Origin of the sequence: Streptomyces sp. T39 (genome assembly GCF_008042045.1) — a bacterium.
GTDB lineage: Bacteria > Actinomycetota > Actinomycetes > Streptomycetales > Streptomycetaceae > Streptomyces.
Genome location: NZ_RDBP01000037.1, coordinates 204,123 through 221,238, shown reverse-complemented (window position 1 = coordinate 221,238; position 17,116 = coordinate 204,123). Strand labels below are relative to the sequence as shown.

General features: G+C 72.7%; 17 protein-coding genes and 1 riboswitch. Of the genes, 8 read left to right on the top strand and 9 right to left on the bottom strand.

Annotated features, from left to right (window positions below):
- Nucleotides 1–30 precede the first annotated feature (30 nt).
- The 6 genes from EAO77_RS23435 to EAO77_RS23410 all read right to left on the bottom strand — a co-directional run bounded on the left by EAO77_RS23435 (nucleotide 31) and on the right by EAO77_RS23410 (nucleotide 4,958).
- Nucleotides 31–897 carry a hypothetical protein gene (locus tag EAO77_RS23435; RefSeq protein ID WP_147990274.1) on the bottom strand — a complete coding sequence of 289 codons (867 nt, stop codon included), beginning with the start codon at nucleotides 895–897 and terminating at the stop codon, nucleotides 31–33.
- 51 nt (nucleotides 898–948) lie between these two features.
- Nucleotides 949–1,866 (bottom strand): methylenetetrahydrofolate reductase [NAD(P)H], encoded by a 918-nt coding sequence (gene metF / locus EAO77_RS23430; RefSeq protein WP_147990273.1) that lies wholly within the window; start codon nucleotides 1,864–1,866, stop codon nucleotides 949–951.
- Between the two features lie 155 nt (nucleotides 1,867–2,021).
- Entirely contained in the window at nucleotides 2,022–2,669 is a 648-nt protein-coding gene (gene thiE, locus EAO77_RS23425; protein ID WP_147990272.1) for a thiamine phosphate synthase, read from the bottom strand.
- 108 nt (nucleotides 2,670–2,777) lie between these two features.
- Nucleotides 2,778–3,143, bottom strand: a complete 366-nt coding sequence (locus EAO77_RS23420; RefSeq protein ID WP_147990271.1) for an Rv2175c family DNA-binding protein — start codon at nucleotides 3,141–3,143, stop codon at nucleotides 2,778–2,780.
- Between the two features lie 131 nt (nucleotides 3,144–3,274).
- Nucleotides 3,275–4,513, bottom strand: a complete 1,239-nt coding sequence (locus tag EAO77_RS23415) for an NAD(P)/FAD-dependent oxidoreductase (RefSeq protein WP_147990270.1) — start codon at nucleotides 4,511–4,513, stop codon at nucleotides 3,275–3,277.
- Nucleotides 4,514–4,616: 103 nt separating this feature from the next.
- Nucleotides 4,617–4,958: a hypothetical protein gene (locus EAO77_RS23410; RefSeq protein ID WP_147990269.1), complete on the bottom strand. Its 342-nt coding sequence runs from the start codon at nucleotides 4,956–4,958 to the stop codon at nucleotides 4,617–4,619.
- 86 nt (nucleotides 4,959–5,044) lie between these two features.
- Nucleotides 5,045–5,158: riboswitch (TPP riboswitch) on the top strand.
- Between EAO77_RS23410 and thiO the strand changes: the two genes are divergently transcribed.
- The 6 genes from thiO to EAO77_RS23380 all read left to right on the top strand — a co-directional run bounded on the left by thiO (nucleotide 5,155) and on the right by EAO77_RS23380 (nucleotide 10,941).
- On the top strand, nucleotides 5,155–6,342 hold the full coding sequence (gene thiO, locus EAO77_RS23405; protein ID WP_147990268.1) for a glycine oxidase ThiO: 1,188 nt from the start codon (nucleotides 5,155–5,157) through the stop codon (nucleotides 6,340–6,342). (Overlaps the previous riboswitch by 4 nt.)
- The gene (thiS, locus tag EAO77_RS23400; protein WP_147990267.1) at nucleotides 6,339–6,539 is read left to right on the top strand and encodes a sulfur carrier protein ThiS; all 201 of its coding nucleotides are present in this window, start codon (nucleotides 6,339–6,341) and stop codon (nucleotides 6,537–6,539) included. Before thiO ends, thiS begins: the two co-directional genes overlap by 4 nt.
- Nucleotides 6,540–6,542: 3 nt before the next feature.
- Nucleotides 6,543–7,337 carry a thiazole synthase gene (locus EAO77_RS23395; protein ID WP_147990266.1) on the top strand — a complete coding sequence of 265 codons (795 nt, stop codon included), beginning with the start codon at nucleotides 6,543–6,545 and terminating at the stop codon, nucleotides 7,335–7,337.
- A 136-nt stretch (nucleotides 7,338–7,473) separates the two neighbouring features.
- Nucleotides 7,474–9,432 carry a Stk1 family PASTA domain-containing Ser/Thr kinase gene (gene pknB / locus EAO77_RS23390; protein WP_147990265.1) on the top strand — a complete coding sequence of 653 codons (1,959 nt, stop codon included), beginning with the start codon at nucleotides 7,474–7,476 and terminating at the stop codon, nucleotides 9,430–9,432.
- A 5-nt stretch (nucleotides 9,433–9,437) separates the two neighbouring features.
- Nucleotides 9,438–10,286, top strand: a complete 849-nt coding sequence (locus EAO77_RS23385; protein ID WP_147990264.1) for a deoxyribonuclease IV — start codon at nucleotides 9,438–9,440, stop codon at nucleotides 10,284–10,286.
- Between the two features lie 88 nt (nucleotides 10,287–10,374).
- Complete coding sequence (locus tag EAO77_RS23380; RefSeq protein ID WP_147990263.1) at nucleotides 10,375–10,941, top strand: DUF4396 domain-containing protein; 567 nt, start codon at nucleotides 10,375–10,377, stop codon at nucleotides 10,939–10,941.
- A 13-nt stretch (nucleotides 10,942–10,954) separates the two neighbouring features.
- Here the strand turns inward: EAO77_RS23380 and EAO77_RS23375 are convergent, their stop codons facing one another.
- Complete coding sequence (locus EAO77_RS23375; RefSeq protein WP_147990262.1) at nucleotides 10,955–11,587, bottom strand: sulfite oxidase-like oxidoreductase; 633 nt, start codon at nucleotides 11,585–11,587, stop codon at nucleotides 10,955–10,957.
- Nucleotides 11,588–11,740: 153 nt separating this feature from the next.
- Here EAO77_RS23375 and bfr point away from each other — a divergent pair, with 153 nt between their 5' ends.
- Nucleotides 11,741–12,220, top strand: a complete 480-nt coding sequence (gene bfr / locus EAO77_RS23370) for a bacterioferritin (RefSeq protein ID WP_018486665.1) — start codon at nucleotides 11,741–11,743, stop codon at nucleotides 12,218–12,220.
- Nucleotides 12,221–12,287: 67 nt separating this feature from the next.
- On the opposite strand, the gene EAO77_RS23365 is transcribed toward bfr, so the two are convergent.
- Both EAO77_RS23365 and EAO77_RS23360 read right to left on the bottom strand, forming a co-directional pair.
- A complete protein-coding gene (locus EAO77_RS23365; protein ID WP_261994114.1) occupies nucleotides 12,288–12,554 on the bottom strand; it encodes a bacterioferritin-associated ferredoxin in 267 nt (88 codons plus the stop codon).
- Nucleotides 12,555–12,715: 161 nt separating this feature from the next.
- On the bottom strand, nucleotides 12,716–14,068 hold the full coding sequence (locus EAO77_RS23360; RefSeq protein ID WP_147990260.1) for a class II 3-deoxy-7-phosphoheptulonate synthase: 1,353 nt from the start codon (nucleotides 14,066–14,068) through the stop codon (nucleotides 12,716–12,718).
- Between the two features lie 160 nt (nucleotides 14,069–14,228).
- Between EAO77_RS23360 and EAO77_RS23355 the strand changes: the two genes are divergently transcribed.
- Nucleotides 14,229–17,018 (top strand): N-acetylmuramoyl-L-alanine amidase, encoded by a 2,790-nt coding sequence (locus tag EAO77_RS23355; protein ID WP_147990259.1) that lies wholly within the window; start codon nucleotides 14,229–14,231, stop codon nucleotides 17,016–17,018.
- Nucleotides 17,019–17,116: the final 98 nt, after the last annotated feature.

Here is a 17,116-nt window from a genome sequence, read left to right as displayed (position 1 = left end):
CCGGCGCGCTCCCGGGCGGGAGCGGTGCGCTCAGTAGCGGTACTGCTGCTGCTCGTCGTAGCCGGCGTCGTAGCCGTACGGGGACGGCTGCCCCTGCGGCATCGGGGGGACGCCCTGGTCGTTGTCCCGCTGCTGCGGCACCCACACGCCTCCCGGCGGGGTGTCGGCGGGGTACTGCGCGTAGGGGTCCGCGTAGGCCCCGCCGTCGTAGTAGCCGGCCTGGGCCGCGTACTGCTGCTGCCCGCCCTGCGCGTACGGATCGTCGTAGGCCGGGTAGTGCTGCTGTCCGGCGCCGTAGTCGTACGAGGCCGCCGGAGCCGGCTCCTGGTAACCCGGCTGCTGCTGCCCGTAGTCGCCGTAGGCGTCGTACGCGCCGTATCCCGCGGCGCCCCCCGCGTAGGCGTGCCCGCTGCCCTGGCCGCCGTCCGGCCCCTGGGCGTCGCCCTGGCCGTACGCCTGGGGCGAGTAGATCCCGTACTGGCCCGTGTCGTCGGGCATCGGCTCCGGCTCGTACACCTCGGGGGCCTCGGGGGCCGGGCGCCCTTCGTCGGGGTCCTGCTCGTAGGAGAGGTCCGAGACCTCCAGCGTCGGCTCCCGCTCCGCCTGCGGTCCGCCGGACCTGCGGCGCCTGCTCGCGCCGGGCTTGCCGCCGATCGCCCAGCCCGTGGAGAAACCGCGCCGGAACGACAGCGTCACGTACGTCTGCCCCACGGCGAACGCGGCGGCGCCGAGGGCGATCACCGGCACCGACGGCAGCAGGACGCCTATGACGACCAGGAGGAAGCCGCCGAACGCGAGCAACCGCCAGCGCAGCCTCGCCTTGTACTGCAGGAGCACCTCACCCAGCAGCCACAGCGCGACGATGCCGAACGCGATGTAGAGGACCGTCCAGCCCATGTCCGCCCCTCTCCAGCGGCCGCCGCCCCGGGTCGGGGCGCAGTCGGCCGGTCACAACTGCTCGTGCAGTCCGAGATTCTCGTAGATCTCGAGCGTCGCCGTGGAGTTGTTGAGCGTGATGAAGTGCAGCCCCGGGACACCCTCGGCAAGCAGCCTCGCGCAGAACTCCGTCGCGAACTCGATGCCAATGGAGCGTACAGCGGCCGCGTCGTCCTTGACCGCGAGGATCCTGTCTTTCAGATCGTCGGGGATCAGCGCGTTGCTCAGCTGGGGGAAACGTTCGAGCTGCCGGACGCTGGTCAGGGGCATGATCTCGGGGATGATCGGGGTCTCGCAGCCGGCGGCGACGACCCGGTCACGCAGCCGCAGATAGTTCTCGGGGCTGAAGAACATCTGCGTGATCGCGTAGTCCGCGCCGGCCCGGCACTTGTCGACGAAGTGCCGGATGTCCGTGTCCCAGTCCTCCGAGCGGGGGTGCATCTCCGGGAAGGCGGCCACGCCGACGCAGAAGTCGCCGGACTCCTTGATGAGGCTGACCAGTTCGGCGGCGTAGGTGACGCCCTCGGGGTGCTTGACCCAGTCGGCCATCGGGTCACCGGGCGGATCACCGCGCACGGCGAGGATGTTCCTGATACCGGCGTCCGCATACTGGCCGACCATGTTCCGCAGTTCGGCCACCGAGTGGCCGACGGCCGTGAGGTGGGCGACCGGGGTGAGGGTGGAGTCGGAGGCGATCTTCTGGGTGGCCTTCACCGTCCCGGCACGGGTGGAGCCACCGGCGCCGTAGGTCACGGAGACGAAGTCGGGCCCGACCGCCTCGACCCTGCGCAGCGCGTTCCACAGGTTCCGTTCGCCCTTGTCGCTCTTGGGCGAGTAGAACTCGAAGGAATACGTGGTCTCGCCGGTGGCGAGCATGTCGCGCACGGTGCGCGCGCGATCCGTCCTGGTGGAAGCAGTGCCGAGGGCCATAACGGCAGGTTAGCCATGCGGGGCGGGTCCCCCAACCGGATCAGGGGTTTTTGTCATGGTTTGCCGGTCTGTTGTCCACGCCTTGGACACCCGTGAGACACCTGAAGGGCCTGACGGTCCCGGTGGGCGGCCTTCGAGGGGGCCGCCGCCGCGGATCAGACCCGGGCCCTGATCCGCTTCGCCAGCTCCGCGCTCGCCGCCCCCGGGTCGTCCGCCTCGGTGATCGCCCGGACGACGACGACCCGGCGGGCCCCCGCGTCCAGCACCTCGTCGAGGTTGCCCGCGTCGATCCCGCCGATCGCGAACCACGGCCGGCCGGTGCCGAGCGACGCCGCGTACCGCACCAGGCCCAGGCCGGGGGCGTGGCGGCCGGGCTTGGTGGGGGTGGGCCAGCAGGGGCCGGTGCAGAAGTAGTCGACGCCGGGCTCGGCGGCGGCCCTGTCCACCTCGGCCTCCGCGTGGGTGGAGCGGCCGATCAGCACCCCGTCGCCGAGGATCGCCCGGGCGGCGGGGACCGGGAGGTCGCCCTGCCCGAGATGGAGGACGTCGGAGCCGATGGCGTGCGCCACGTCGGCCCGGTCGTTCACCGCGAGGAGGCGGCCGTGCCGGCGGCAGGCGTCGGCGAGGACCTGGAGGTGCTCCAGCTCCTCCCCCGCCTCCATGCCCTTGTCGCGCAACTGCACGATGTCGACGCCGCCGGCGAGCACGGCGTCCAGGAAGGCGGGCAGATCGCCCTGGCGCTTCCGGGCGTCGGTGCACAGGTACAGACGGGCGTCGGCGAGCTGCTCACGGGACACGGACATGGGTGCTTCCCCCCGGGGTGGTGCGGCGGACGGAGCGCGGGCGCGGGCGGCCGGGAGGCCTGCCCGCACCCGCGCTCCGGTGGTGCGGAACGGAACTGCGGCAGAGTGTCAGACGGCGAGCGCCTGCGCCCGGCGCTTCACCTCCGTGCCGCGATTCTCGCCGAGGGCCTGCGCGGGGGTGCCCGGCAGGGTCGGGTCGGGAGTGAAGAGCCACTCCAGCATCTCTTCGTCGGTGAAGCCGTCGTCCCGCAGCAGCGTCAGGGTCCCGGCGAGACCCTTGACCACCTTGGTGCCGTCGATGAAGGCGGCGGGCACCTGGAGCGTCCGGTTCTCACCACGGCGGACGGCGATCAGCTGGCCCTCCTTGACCAGCTGCCGCACGCGCGTCACCTCGACATCGAGCATTTCGGCGATGTCGGGCAGGTGGAGCCAGGCGGGGACGAGAGCATCGGTCTTTGCGTCAATCTCGGTCACGGGAACAAGCCTGCCATCCTGGACGGACAGTCGGTACCCGACGGCCTCCGAGCGGGCGCCCGATCCGCCGGTCGGCCCCGACGCGGGCGGTCGGCGCCGGGGCGGGCGGGCGGCGCCGGGGCACCGCCCCGTCAGACGACGGCGGCCTTGAGCGGGACCGACGGATCGGCGGCGCGGACCGGGTCAAGCGGCGCGCCCGAGGCGAGGAGCCTGCGGCCCTGGGCGAGATCGCGCGGCCGGTCGACAGTGAGCAGGGCGGCCAGGGCGCCCCCGCGCAGCCACAGGACGGACCAGCCGGCGTCGCCGGACGGGTCGCCCCGCCACAGCAGGGTGTCGCCGGCCGGGTGATGGCCCGCGTACTGCACGAAGCGGCCGAACTGCTCGGACCAGAAGTAGGGCACCGGGTCGTACGCCTCGGCCCCCGCCCCGCCGCCGGTGATGTCGGCCGCGACCGTCCGGGGCCCCTGGAGCGCGTTGTCCCAGTGGTGCACGAGCAGCCGTCGGCCGTAGCGAGCGGACGGGTAGGAGGCGCAGTCGCCCACGGCGTAGACGTCCGGCGCGGAGGTCCTCAGCCGCTCGTCGGCGACGATCGCCCCGTCCGGACCCACCTCGATGCCGCTGCCCGCCAGCGCCGACGTCGCGGGACGCGCCCCGATGCCGACCACGACCGCCTCCGCCGGGAGGGTGCGCCCCGACCCGAGCACGACCGCGTCCCCGGTCACGGCGACCACGCGCTCCCCGGTCAGCAGGGTCACCCCGGCGTCGGCGTACCAGCGGGTCATCGGCGCGACGACCTCGGCGGGCAGAGCCCCGGCCAGCGGGCGTCCGGCGGCCTCGACCACCGTGACCGCGCAGCCCGCCTCCCGGGCGGCGGTCGCGAACTCGGCGCCGATCCAGCCGGCCCCGACCACCACGATGTCGTGCCGCCGTTCGAGCACGGGCCGCAGCCGGGCGGCGTCGTCGAGGGTGCGCAGCAGGTGGACGCCGGGCACGCCCTCCGCCCCCGGCAGGGCGACGGGGGAGGCGCCGGTGGCGAGGACCAGCACGTCGTACGGGACGGGTCCGGCCTCCGTGTCCACCTCGTGGTCGGCGGGGCGCACGCCGGTGACCTCGCAGCCGAGCCGCAGCCCGACGCCGAGGTCGTCGAAGTCGACGTCGAAGGCGGAGCCCTCCGCGGTGCCGAGCAGGACCGCCTTGGACAGCGGCGGGCGGTCGTAGGGCTGGTGGGGCTCGGCGCCGATGACGGTGACCGGTCCGCTGAAGCCGGCCTCCCGCAGGGCGACCGCCGTCTGCACCCCCGCCATGCCGGCACCGACGACGACCACCGTCCGGCCGTCGCGCTCCGGGGTCCCGCCGATTCGCTCGCTCACCCGGCCACCCTAGGGTCTTCGGTGGGGATCGGGCAGGACCGGCTTCCGGGGCACGCGAGCGGGCCGGGACCGGAACGGGAGGCCCGGTGGACCCGACGGGTCATCAGGAGGCCGTCTGCTCGACGACACTGGTGCCGCTGCCCGGCTGCGACTCCCACTCCCAGGTCTCCTCCAGCCGGACGCGGCCGTCGGGCAGTGCCACGACGGCGGAGACGCAGTGCCCGCCGGAGGTGGTGCCGTCGGTCTTCAACTGCACGTAGCGGAAGTCGAGCCGGTCGCCCTCGCGGGTGCCGACCAGGTGCCCGTGGACGATGTCGCCGCCCTCGTACTCGGCCCAGACACGGCCGTCCCGCTCGTGGTACGTGAAGCGGGTGCGGGTGCCGACCTGGCCCGGGGCCTGGTCCTCGACCGGTGCCATCACCAGGCCGTCGAGCGATCTCACCACGGGGGGACCTCCTGTGCCGTACGCGCCCCCGCGACGGGGGCGGCTCCCTTACTGAGCCGTGCGCCGGGGGGTTAGGGTGGCCACCGTAGAACACTCGCGGGAGCCCGGACGCACCGGGCTGAGAGGGAGGCTGACCGGCCTCCGACCGTACGAACCTGATCCGGGTCATGCCGGCGAAGGGAGGGGTTGGACGCCCATGTCCCGTACAGCGAACCAGCCGGACGTCCTGGTCGTGGGGGGCGGCATCATCGGCCTCGTGACGGCCTGGCGGGCGGCGCAGCGCGGGCTCACGGTCCATGTCGCCGATCCGGAGCCGGGCGGCGGGGCCGCGAGGGTGGCCGCCGGCATGCTGGCCGCGGTCACCGAACTCCACTACGGGGAGCAGACGCTGCTCGCCCTCAACCTCGAATCGGCGCGCCGCTACCCGGACTTCGTTGCGGAGCTGGAGGAGGCGAGCGGCCGGGGCGTCGGCTACCGGGCATGCGGCACGCTCGCGGTGGCGCTCGACGCGGACGACCGCGCGCATCTGCGGGAGCTGCACGCCCTCCAGACCCGGTCGGGACTGGAGTCCACCTGGCTCAGCGGCCGCGAGTGCCGCCGGCTCGAACCGATGCTCGCGCCGGGGGTGCGCGGCGGCCTGCGGGTCGACGGGGACCACCAGGTGGATCCCCGGCTGCTCGCCTCGGCGCTGGTCACGGCCTGCGAGCGGGCCGGGGTCGTCCTTCTGCGCGACTGGGCGCAGCGGCTGACGGTGGAGCACGGCCGGGCCGCCGGCGCGGTGCTGGCGGACGGCACCCGGGTGGCAGCCGGGCAGGTGGCCCTGGCGGGCGGCAGCATGAGCGGCCGGCTCGCGGGCGTGCCCGACGACGTCCTGCCGCCGGTGCGCCCCGTCAAGGGCCAGGTGCTGCGGCTGACCGTGCCGCCCGCGTACGCGCCGTTCCTCTCGCGCACCGTGCGGGCCGTGGTGCGCGGCAGCCAGGTGTACCTGGTGCCCCGGGAGTCGGGCGAGCTGGTGGTCGGCGCGACCAGCGAGGAGCTCGGCTGGGACACCGCGGTCACCGCCGGCGGGGTGTACGAACTCCTCCGCGACGCCCATGAACTGGTGCCCGGCATCACCGAACTGCCGCTCACCGAGACCCGGGCCGGACTGCGGCCCGGGTCCCCCGACAACGCGCCGCTGCTGGGCTTCACCGCGCTGCCCGGCCTGCTGCTGGCGACCGGCCACTACCGCAACGGGGTGCTGCTCACCCCGGTGACCGGTGACGTGATGGCCGCCGCCCTGGCCGACGGTGACGTGCCCGACGAGGCACGCCCGTTCGGACCGGGCCGGTTCGCCGGCGGTCTCCCGCGCATCCCCTCCGTACGACAGGAACAGCCCGTATGAACATCTCCGTCAACGGCGAAGCCAGGGAGCTCGCCTCCGGCACCACCCTGGACGCGGTCGTGGCCGCGCTGAGCGCCGCCCCCTCGGGTGTGGCGGCGGCCGTCAACGAGAGCGTGGTGCCGCGCGGCGAGTGGGCGGCGACGCGGCTCGGCGAGGGCGACCGGGTCGAGGTCCTGACCGCGGTGCAGGGGGGCTGAGTCATGGCGGACGACCTCCTCGCCATCGGCGGCACGACGTTCGCCTCGCGCCTGATCATGGGCACCGGCGGGGCGCCGAGCCTCGACGTGCTGGAGCGCTCGCTGGTCGCGAGCGGCACGGAGCTCACGACCGTGGCGATGCGCCGGCTCGACCCGACGGTGCAGGGCTCGGTGCTGTCCGTGCTGGACCGGCTGGGCATCCGCGTGCTGCCGAACACCGCCGGCTGCTTCACCGCGGGCGAGGCGGTGCTCACGGCCCGTCTGGCCCGCGAGGCGCTCGGCACCGACTGGATCAAGCTGGAGGTGGTGGCCGACGAGCGCACTCTGCTGCCGGACGGCGTCGAGCTGCTGGAGGCCGCGGAGACGCTGGTCGACGACGGCTTCACGGTCCTGCCGTACACCAACGACGACCCGGTGCTCGCCCGGAAGCTGGAGGACGTGGGCTGCGCGGCGGTCATGCCGCTCGGCTCGCCGATCGGGTCCGGGCTCGGCATCCGCAATCCGCACAACTTCCGGCTGATCGTCGAGCAGGCGGGTGTGCCGGTGATCCTCGACGCGGGGGCCGGGACGGCGTCGGACGCGGCGCTGGCGATGGAGCTGGGGTGCGACGCGGTGATGCTGGCGTCGGCGGTGACCCGGGCGCAGGAGCCGGTGCTGATGGCCGAGGCGATGCGGCGCGCGGTCGAGGCGGGCCGCCTGGCACGGCGGGCCGGCCGCATCCCGGTGCGCCACTTCGCCGAGGCGTCCTCCCCGCACGAGGGCCGGGCCGCCCTGGACCCGGAGCGCCCCGCGTTCTGAGTCCCGGCCCGGACGCCGGGCTCCCCGGCCCCGGCCGGAGCGTCCCCCGTCACGGCCGGAGCGTCCCCTGTCACAGCTCCGTCGCAGCGCTCACCGGCCCGTCCCCCGCTCCCGTACCGGCTCGTAGACTCTCCCCGTGGACACGACCCTCAAGGACCCCCTCGTCGGGCAGCTGCTCGACGGCCGCTACCGCGTCGAGGGGCGCATCGCCGTCGGCGGGATGGCCACGGTCTACCGGGCCGTCGACACCCGCCTCGACCGCGTGCTCGCGCTGAAGGTGATGCACCCCGAGCTGGCCGCGGACGCGACCTTCGTCGAACGGTTCATCCGCGAGGCCAAGTCCGTCGCCCGGCTGGCGCACCCCAACGTGGTGGGCGTCTTCGACCAGGGCGCCGAGGGCGCGTACGTCTATCTGGCCATGGAGTACGTCGAGGGCTGCACCCTGCGGGACGTGCTGCGCGAGCGCGGCGCGCTGCCGCCGCGGGCCGCGCTGGACATCCTGGAGCCGGTGCTCGCCGCGCTGGGCGCGGCCCACCGGGCCGGGTTCGTGCACCGCGACATGAAGCCGGAGAACGTGCTGATCGGGGACGACGGCCGGGTGAAGGTCGCCGACTTCGGCCTCGTCCGCGCGGTGGACTCGGTGACGAACACGTCGGGCACGGTCCTCGGGACGGTCTCCTACCTGGCCCCGGAGCAGATCGAGTACGGCACGGCCGACACCCGTGCCGACGTCTACGCCTGCGGCGTGGTGCTGTACGAGATGCTGACCGGTGGCAAGCCGCACGGCGGGGACACCCCGGCCCAGGTGCTCTACCGGCACCTCAACGAGGACGTCCCGGCCCCCTCCGCCGCTTTCCCCGGCCTGGCCGTCGAGCTGGACGAGCTGGTGGCGAGCGCCACCGCCCGCAATCCCGAGGTCCGCCCGCACGACGCGGTCGCGCTGCTGGCGCAGGCCCGCGCGGCGCGTGCGGCAATCGGCGAGGCGCAGCTCGACGCGGTGCCGCCGCACGCGCTCCCGGCGGGGCACCCCCAGGACGCCGACGTCCGGCCGGCGCCCCAGGAGGACGAGCGGACGGACGTGCTGCCGCGCGCCGTGCCCCGTGAGGAGCCCGGGGTCCGGCACACCGCCCGGCTCACCGTCCCGCCGGCGGCCGCCGCGCCGCCCCGGCCGCCGCGCCGCGTCCTGCCCGGTTTCGGCGCGCTCGCGCACCGGCGCGGGGTGCTGGCGCTGGTGATCGCCGTCGTCGCCGTGCTGGGGATCGGCACCGGTGTCTGGTACATCAACTCGGGACAGTTCACACGGGTGCCGGCCCTGATCGGCAAGACCGAGACCGACGCCCGCGGCCGGCTGGACGCGGCCGGGCTGGAGGTGCGGACGGTACGGCAGGAGTTCAGCGAGTCGGTGCCCCGCGGATCGGTGATCAACAGCGACCCGGGCACCAACGAGCGCATCCGCGGCAACGGCTCGGTGACGCTGATCGTCTCGCGCGGCCCCCGGATCGTGACGGTCCCCGACGTGTCCGGCAGTCCGCTCGCCGATGCCCGGCGCGAGCTGCGCAAGGCGGGGCTCGCACCGGGTGTGGTGACACGGGAGTTCGACGAGACGGTGCAGCAGGGGTCGGTGATCCGCACCGACCCGGAGTCCGGCAGCAGCCGCAGTCCGGACTCGGCGGTCGCGCTCGTGGTCAGCCGGGGCGCCCCGGTCGAGGTCCCCGACGTGACGGGCGAACCGGCCGAGGCCGCGACCGAGGAGCTGGAAGGGGCCGGGCTGAAGGTGGTGATCGCCGAGGCGCGCGTCCACTCCGCCGGGGAGGCCGGGACGGTCGCCCGCCAGTCGGCCGCGGAGGGCACCCGTCTCGCGGGCGGCGACACCATCACCCTGACGCTCTCCAAGGGCCCGCGGCTGGTCGCCGTCCCGGACGTGGTGGGCGACAGCGTGGACGACGCCACCGCCGCCCTGGAGGACGCCGGTTTCACCGTGAAGGTCGAGAAGAAGTTCCCGTTCCTCGGCGACACGGTCGAGGGCCAGTCCGTCACGGGCGGCGACCAGGCCCCCGAGGGCAGTGAGATCGTCATCAAGATCAAGGGACTCTAGGACGCATGCGCAACCCCGTCGGCGGTCACGTCCCCGTGGCCGGCGGTCTCGCCACCACCGGTCTCGCCTACGCGCGGGAGCTGGCGGCCGAGGCGGTCCAGGTGTTCGTGGCCAATCCCCGGGGCTGGGCCCTGCCGACGGGCAGCCCCGCCGAGGACGAGAAGTTCCGGGCCGAGTGCGCCGCGGAGGGCATGTCCGCCTGGGTGCACGCGCCCTATCTGATCAACTTCGGCTCGCACACCGTGGCGACGGTCGAGCAGTCCGTGCTGTCGCTGCGGCACTCGCTGCGCCGGGCCCGGCAGATCGGCGCCCGCGGGGTGGTGGTGCACACGGGCTCGGCGACCGGCGGCCGCGGCAGGGACGTGGCGCTGGCCCAGGTGCGGGAGTGGATGCTGCCGCTGCTGGACGAGCTGACCCATGACGACGACCCCTTCCTGCTGCTGGAGTCGACGGCCGGCCAGGGATCGTCGCTGTGCTACCTGGCCGAGGACTTCGGGCCGTACTTCGCGGCGCTGGACGCGCATCCGATGCTCGGGGTCTGCCTGGACACCTGCCACATCCACGCGGCGGGTCACGACCTGGCGGCGCCGGACGGGGTGGCGCGCACCCTGGACGAGCTGGTGGCCACCGTCGGCGACGGCCGGCTGAAACTGATCCACGCCAACGACTCCAAGGACGTGGCGGGCGCGCACAAGGACCGCCACGCGAACGTGGGGGCGGGGACGATCGGCGAGCGGCCGTTCGCCGCGCTGATGGCCCATCCGGCCACCGCGGGGGTGCCGCTGATCATCGAGACGCCCGGCGGGAAGGAGGGGCACGCCGCGGACGTGGCACGGCTGAAGGCACTGCGCTGACGTGCGCGTCTCCGCTTGAGGAATACCCCTGGGGGGTATACGGTTCCCGGGTACGACAGGAACCGTCATCCGACATGGGGGCACGGCCATGGAGCAGCACGGACCGCACGACGAGCACCGGTCGCAGCACCGCACCGGACACCCCGACGGCCGCGGCGACCACGCCCGTCACGACGAGCACGGCGGGCACACCGGCCACGGGGACCACGACGCGCACGCCACCACCGGGTGGGCGACGGCGGTCCGGGCCACCCTGCACTGCCTCACCGGCTGCGCCATCGGCGAGGTGCTCGGCATGATCATCGGCACGGCCCTGGGCTGGGGGAACGCCCCCACGATGGCTCTCGCGATCGCCCTGGCGTTCCTCTTCGGCTACTCGCTGACGCTCCGGTCGGTCACCCGTGCCGGCCTGGGCCTGCGGGCCGCCGTCGGCGTCGCCCTGGCCGCCGACACCCTCTCCATCACCGTGATGGAGATCGTCGACAACGGCGTCCTGCTCCTGGTCCCGGGCGCCATGGATGCGCATCTGGGCGACGGGCTCTTCTGGGGCGCGCTCGCCTTCGCCTTCCTCGTCGCCTTCCTGGTCACCACCCCGGTGAACAAGTGGCTGATCGGCCGCGGCAAGGGGCACGCGGTGGTGCACCGGTACCACTGAGGCGCCCGGCGGCTCAGAGCTCCGGGCCGTCCCCCGGCTCCTCCTGGTAGGAGTAGCGCTGCTCCTTCCAGGGGTCGCCGACGTTGTGGTAGCCGCGCTCCTCCCAGAATCCGCGCCGGTCGGCGGTCATGTACTCGATGCCGCGGACCCACTTGGGGCCCTTCCAGGCGTACAGCTGCGGCACCACCAGCCGCAGCGGGAAACCGTGCTCGGCGGTGAGCAGTTCGCCGTCCTTGTGCGTGGCGAAGATCGTGCGCTCGGAGACGAAGTCGTCGAGCCGCAGATTCGCGCTGAAGCCGTACTCGGCCCACACCATGACGTGCGAGACGGCCGGCGCGGGCGGGGCGAGGGCGACCACGGTCCGGGCGGCCACACCGCCCCATTCGGCCCCCAGCATGCTGAACTTCGTGACGCAGTGCAGATCGGCGACCACGGTGGCGAACGGAAGGGCCGAGAACTCCTCGTGGTTCCAGCAGCGCTTGTCCCCGTCGGCGGTGGCGCCGAAGACCCTGAACTCCCAGCGGTCGGGCTTGAACTTGGGCACGGGTCCGTAGTGGGTGACCGGCCAGCCGCGCTGGAGTCGCTGCCCCGGCGGAAGCTCGGACCCCTGTGGTGCGCGGTATTCCCGGCTTTCCGGCTGACCCATGTCATCCATGGTGACAGACCGCGAGGGGTGGTCATGACCAGGTACGGGCCCATTCGGGCAACTCCTACTAAGGAGGCACTTACTGGACGGTCACCGGCCGCGGTGCAAGGATGCGGGACCTGCCCAGTCATACGTGCGGAAGGAGCCTCTGCGATGCAGGGCGACCCCGAGGTCATCGAGTTCCTCAACGAGCAGCTGACCGCCGAATTGACCGCGATCAACCAGTACTTCCTGCACGCGAAGATGCAGGAGAACTTCGGCTGGACCAAACTCGCCAAATACACCCGGGCCGAGTCCTTCGACGAGATGAAGCACGCCGAGGTCCTCACCGACCGGATCCTCTTCCTCGACGGGCTGCCCAACTACCAGCGTTTGTTCCACGTCCGCGTGGGCCAGACCGTCACGGAGATGTTCCAGGCGGACCGGCAGGTGGAGGTGGAGGCGATCGACCGCCTCAAGCGGGGCATCGAGGTGATGCGGGCCAAGGGGGACATCACCTCGGCGAACATCTTCGAGTCCATCCTGGAGGACGAGGAGCACCACATCGACTACCTCGACACCCAGCTGGAGCTCGTCGAGAAGCTCGGGGAGCCGCTCTACATCGCCCAGCTGATCGAGCAGCCGGAGAGCTGACCCTGCGGGGCCGTCGCGCGGCGCGCGGACCGGCCTCAGGCCGCTTCGTCGAGCGCCGCGGCCGGCCTCAGGCCGCTTCGTCGAGCGCCGCGGCGGCCGGCAGCGGGGATGCGAGGGGGTCGGCGGCGAGCACGCCCGCGCCCTCGCCCTGGTCGAGCAGCTCACGACGGGGGCAGGCGCCCCGGCCGAGCAGGCCCTGGATACGGCGTACGCACGATCCGCAGTCGGTGCCCGCCTTGGAGACCGACGCGATCTGGCGGGGGGTGCAGGCCCCGGCCTCCGCGTGCTCCTTGACCTGCTTCTCCGTGATGCCGAAACACGAGCAGACGTACACGCGGTTCACCTCCCGGGGCGGCGCCGGATCGAAGGGTCACCCCTCCGTGGATCGGTGAGGCTAACCTAACCTTACCCGCCGGGTGCGGCGCACAAAAGCCCGGAGAACGACGGTGGGGCGCGGATCACAGCGATCCGCGCCCCACCGTCGTCATGCCGTCGCTACTGGTCGCGGTACATCTCCGCGACCAGGAAGGCGAGGTCCAGCGACTGGCTCCGGTTGAGCCGGGGGTCGCAGGCCGTCTCGTAGCGCTGGTGCAGATCGTCGACGAAGATCTCGTCGCCGCCGCCCACGCACTCGGTGACGTCGTCACCGGTCAGCTCGACGTGGATGCCGCCCGGGTGCGTGCCGAGCGCCTTGTGGACCTCGAAGAAGCCCTTGACCTCGTCCAGCACGTCGTCGAAGCGGCGGGTCTTGTGGCCGGAGGCGGCCTCGAAGGTGTTGCCGTGCATCGGGTCGGTCACCCAGGCAACGGTCGCACCGGAGGCGGTGACCTTCTCGACCAGCTCGGGGAGCTTGTCGCGGACCTTGTCGGCGCCCATGCGGACGATGAAGGTCAGCCGGCCGGGCTCGCGCTCGGGGTCCAGCTTGTCGACGTAGCTCAGGGCCTCGTCGACCGTCGTCGTCGGGCCGAGCTTGATGCCGATCGGGTTGCGGATCCGGGAGGCGAACTCGATGTGCGCCCCGTCCAGCTGGCGGGTGCGCTCGCCGATCCAGACCATGTGGCCCGACACGTCGTACAGGTGGCCCGTACGGGAGTCGACACGGGTGAGGGCCGACTCGTAGTCCAGCAGCAGCGCCTCGTGGGAGGCGAAGAACTCGACCGTGCGGAACTCCGCCGGGTCGGTGCCGCACGCCTTCATGAAGTTCAGCGCGTTGTCGATCTCGCGCGCGAGCTGCTCGTAGCGCTGGCCCGAGGGGGACGACTTCACGAAGTCCTGGTTCCAGGCGTGGACCTGGCGCAGGTCGGCGTAGCCGCCGGTGGTGAAGGCGCGCACCAGGTTGAGCGTCGACGCGGAGGCGTTGTACATCCGCTTCAGGCGCTCGGGGTCCGGGATGCGCGCGTCCTCGGTGAAGTCGAAGCCGTTGACGGAGTCGCCGCGGTAGGTGGGCAGCGTGACCCCGTCGCGGGTCTCGGTCGGCTTGGAGCGCGGCTTGGAGTACTGGCCGGCGATCCGGCCGACCTTGACCACCGGCACCGAGGCGGCGTACGTGAGCACGGCGCCCATCTGGAGCAGGGTCTTCAGCTTGTTGCGGATGTGGTCGGCGGACACCGCGTCGAAGGCCTCGGCGCAGTCGCCGCCCTGGAGAAGGAACGCCTCGCCCTTGGCGACGGCTCCCATCCGGGCGCGCAGCTGGTCGCACTCGCCCGCGAAGACGAGCGGCGGATACGACTCGAGGTCCGCGATCACATCGCGCAGAGCCTCGGCATCCGGGTACTCGGGCTGCTGCGCCGCGGGCAGGTGTCGCCAGGTGTTGCCACCGGTAGCGGTGGTCTTAGCGTTCACGGTCACGCCGTCAACACTACGGGGTTGCGGGAAGTGTCCGGCCCATTGCCCAGTCACTGAGACGGCCGCCCGGAATGTCCCCCGAGGGTATTCGCTCGAACGAGTGGTGTTACCCTGCGGCGCGCTGTCGAAACCGATCACAACACAACACAGACCAGGGGTGGGCGTGAGTCAGGGTCACCGCAGAGATCGCAAGAAGAAACGACTCTTTTACGGTGCGGCGGCCGCTGTCGTCGCCACCGCGACCATCGGCACCGTCGCGGTGGCCTCGCCCGGCCTCGTGGGCATCGGCGACGAGGCCGGCCCCGCCCGGCCCGAGACGCTCCAGTCGCAGTTCGCGGACGCGGCGCGCGAGTTCGACGTGCCCCAGAGCGTGCTCATGGCCGTCTCCTACCGGCAGACCCGCTGGGAGTCGCACGCCGGCGAGCCCAGCGTCACCGGCGCGTACAACGTCATGGGGCTGACCAGCGTGGAGCCCGGGGACGTCGAGCAGCACGACAGCAAGGAGCGCCTGGCGCACCTGAACGCGAGCGGCAACCCGGAGATCGAGAAGACCTTCGACGCCGCCGCGGCCCTCGCGGCGCTGCCGGACGAGACGGTCGACACCGACGACCCCCGGCTGCACACCCTCGACGAGGCCGCGCAGCTGATCGACGGCTCCGAGGAGTCCGTGAAGTCGGACACCGGGGAGAGCATCCGCGCCGGCGCCGCCCTCCTCGCGGAGTACCAGAAGCAGGCCACCGGCGACCTGCCGGACGACGCGGACCAGTGGTACGCGGCCGTCGCCCGCTACAGCCAGTCGCCCGACAGGAAGGGCGCCGACCTCTTCGCGAAGCGCGTCTTCGAGTCGATCCGCACGGGCGAGAAGCGGGTCACCGCCGACGGCGAGCAGCTCACGCTGCCGGCCGACCCGTCCGTCACCCCGGTCAAGCCGTCGAAGGTGCCGCTGGCGACGACCGCGAGCACCACGGCCCTCCCGACGCCCGAGTGCCCGGCCGGACTGAACTGCAACTACGTCCCCGCCGAGGTCCCGAGCACCGGGCAGCGCAACTACACCCTGGCGAACCGTTCCGCCCAGGCCGGCGGGTTCGACGTCCGCCGGATCGTCGTCCACGACACCGAGGGCAGCTACGCGGGCACCATCAGCGCCTTCCAGAGCGCCACGGCCCGGGGCAGCGCGCACTACCTGATCCGCGCCTCCGACGGTCTGGTCACCCAGATGGTCGAGAACAAGAACATCGCCTGGCACGCGGGCAACTGGACCGCGAACATGCACGACATCGGCATCGAGCACGAGGGCTACGCCATCAAGGCGGGCAGCTGGTACACCGAGCCGCAGTACGAGTCCTCCGCCGCGCTGGTGAAGTTCCTGGCGGCGAAGTACGGGGTGCCGCTGGACCGCGAGCACATCGTCGGCCACGACGAGGTCCCCGGTCAGCTGGACGACAAGGTCTCCGGCATGCACTGGGACGCCGGTCCCTACTGGGACTGGAACCACTACATGTCGCTGCTCGGCGCGCCCACCGGCGCCGGCGGCGCGGGCGGTCCGCTCAAGGCGGGCCAGCTGGTCCGTGTGGTGCCGCCGTTCACCACGGCGAACCAGCCCACGCTGACCTACGGCGGCGCGTCCAAGCCGGTCGACCCGCGCCCGTCGAACTTCCTGTACCTCTACTCCTCGGCGTCCACCTCGTCGGCCACGATCACCGACCCGTACTTCCCGTCCTACCTCTGGTCCGAGGGCCCGAACTGGGGCAACAAGGTCGTGGCGGGCGGCACCTATGTCGTCGCCGAGGCCAAGAACGACTGGACGGCGATCTGGTACGGCGGGAAGAAGGCGTGGTTCCGCAACCCCGGCGGCCAGTTCACCGCTCCGGTCACCGGAGGGACCCTGGTCAAGCCCGTGACCGGGGCGAAGATCTACGGCCGGACCTTCCCCGAGGCGTCGGCGTACACCGGCACCGGTCAGTCCGCGCCGACGGACAACCCGGCACACCTCTCCAAGTACACGGTCGCGAGCGGCCAGGCGTACGCGAAGGCCGGTGACGCGGTCGTCGGCGACGACTTCTTCGGCTCCGCGCAGGTGCGGGTGGTCGGCACCACCGACACCTACGTCCCGATCCGCTGGAACCACCGGCTCGCCTGGGTGAAGTCCACCGACCTCACCGAGGCCGCGCCCACCGCCGCGGACAACGGCACCACCCGGTTCAACGCGCTCGCCCGGGACGCCTCCGGTTCGCTGTACCAGTACCAGGGCACCGGCAGCGCGACGACGCCGTTCTTCTCCCGCTACCGGATCGGCGGCGGCTGGCAGGGCTTCACCGCGATCACCGACTTCGGCCCGCTGCGCGCGGACGGCACCGGTGACATCGTCGCGCGGGACGCCTCGGGCAACCTCTGGTACTACCAGGGCAGCGGCAACCCCGACCAGCCCTTCAAGGCCCGGGTCGCGGTCGGTCCCGGCTGGAACATGTTCAACATGATCGTCGGTTCGCAGGACCTCGACGGCGACGGCCTCGCGGACATGCTGGGCCGTGAGCCGTCGGGCGCGCTCTGGTACTACAAGGGCACCGGCAACCCGGCCGCCCCGTTCGCCCGCCGGGTGAAGATCGGCGACGGCTGGCAGACGTACAACATGCTGCTCGCCCTCGGTGACCTCGACAAGGACGGCAAGGCCGACGCCGTCGGCCGCGACACCGCCGGCTACCTGTGGTTCTACAAGGGCACCGGCAACGCCGCCGCGCCGTACGCCAAGCGCGTCAAGGTCGGCGGCGGCTGGAACATGTTCAACGCGCTGGTGGCCACCGGCGACCTGAACAAGGACGGCTTCCCCGACATGGTGGGCCGCGAGCCGTCCGGCGCGCTCTGGTTCTACAAGGGCACCGGCAACCCGGTCACCCCCTTCGCCGCCCGTTCCTCGGTCGGCAACGGCTGGCAGATCTACAACACGCTGGTCTGACCGGACGCCGGCCCCGCCGGCGAACGGCCGCCCTCCGCCCGCGCCGGCGGGGCCGTCCCTCTTCGTGGGACGCGCCCCGCCGGCGCGGGCGGATGCGT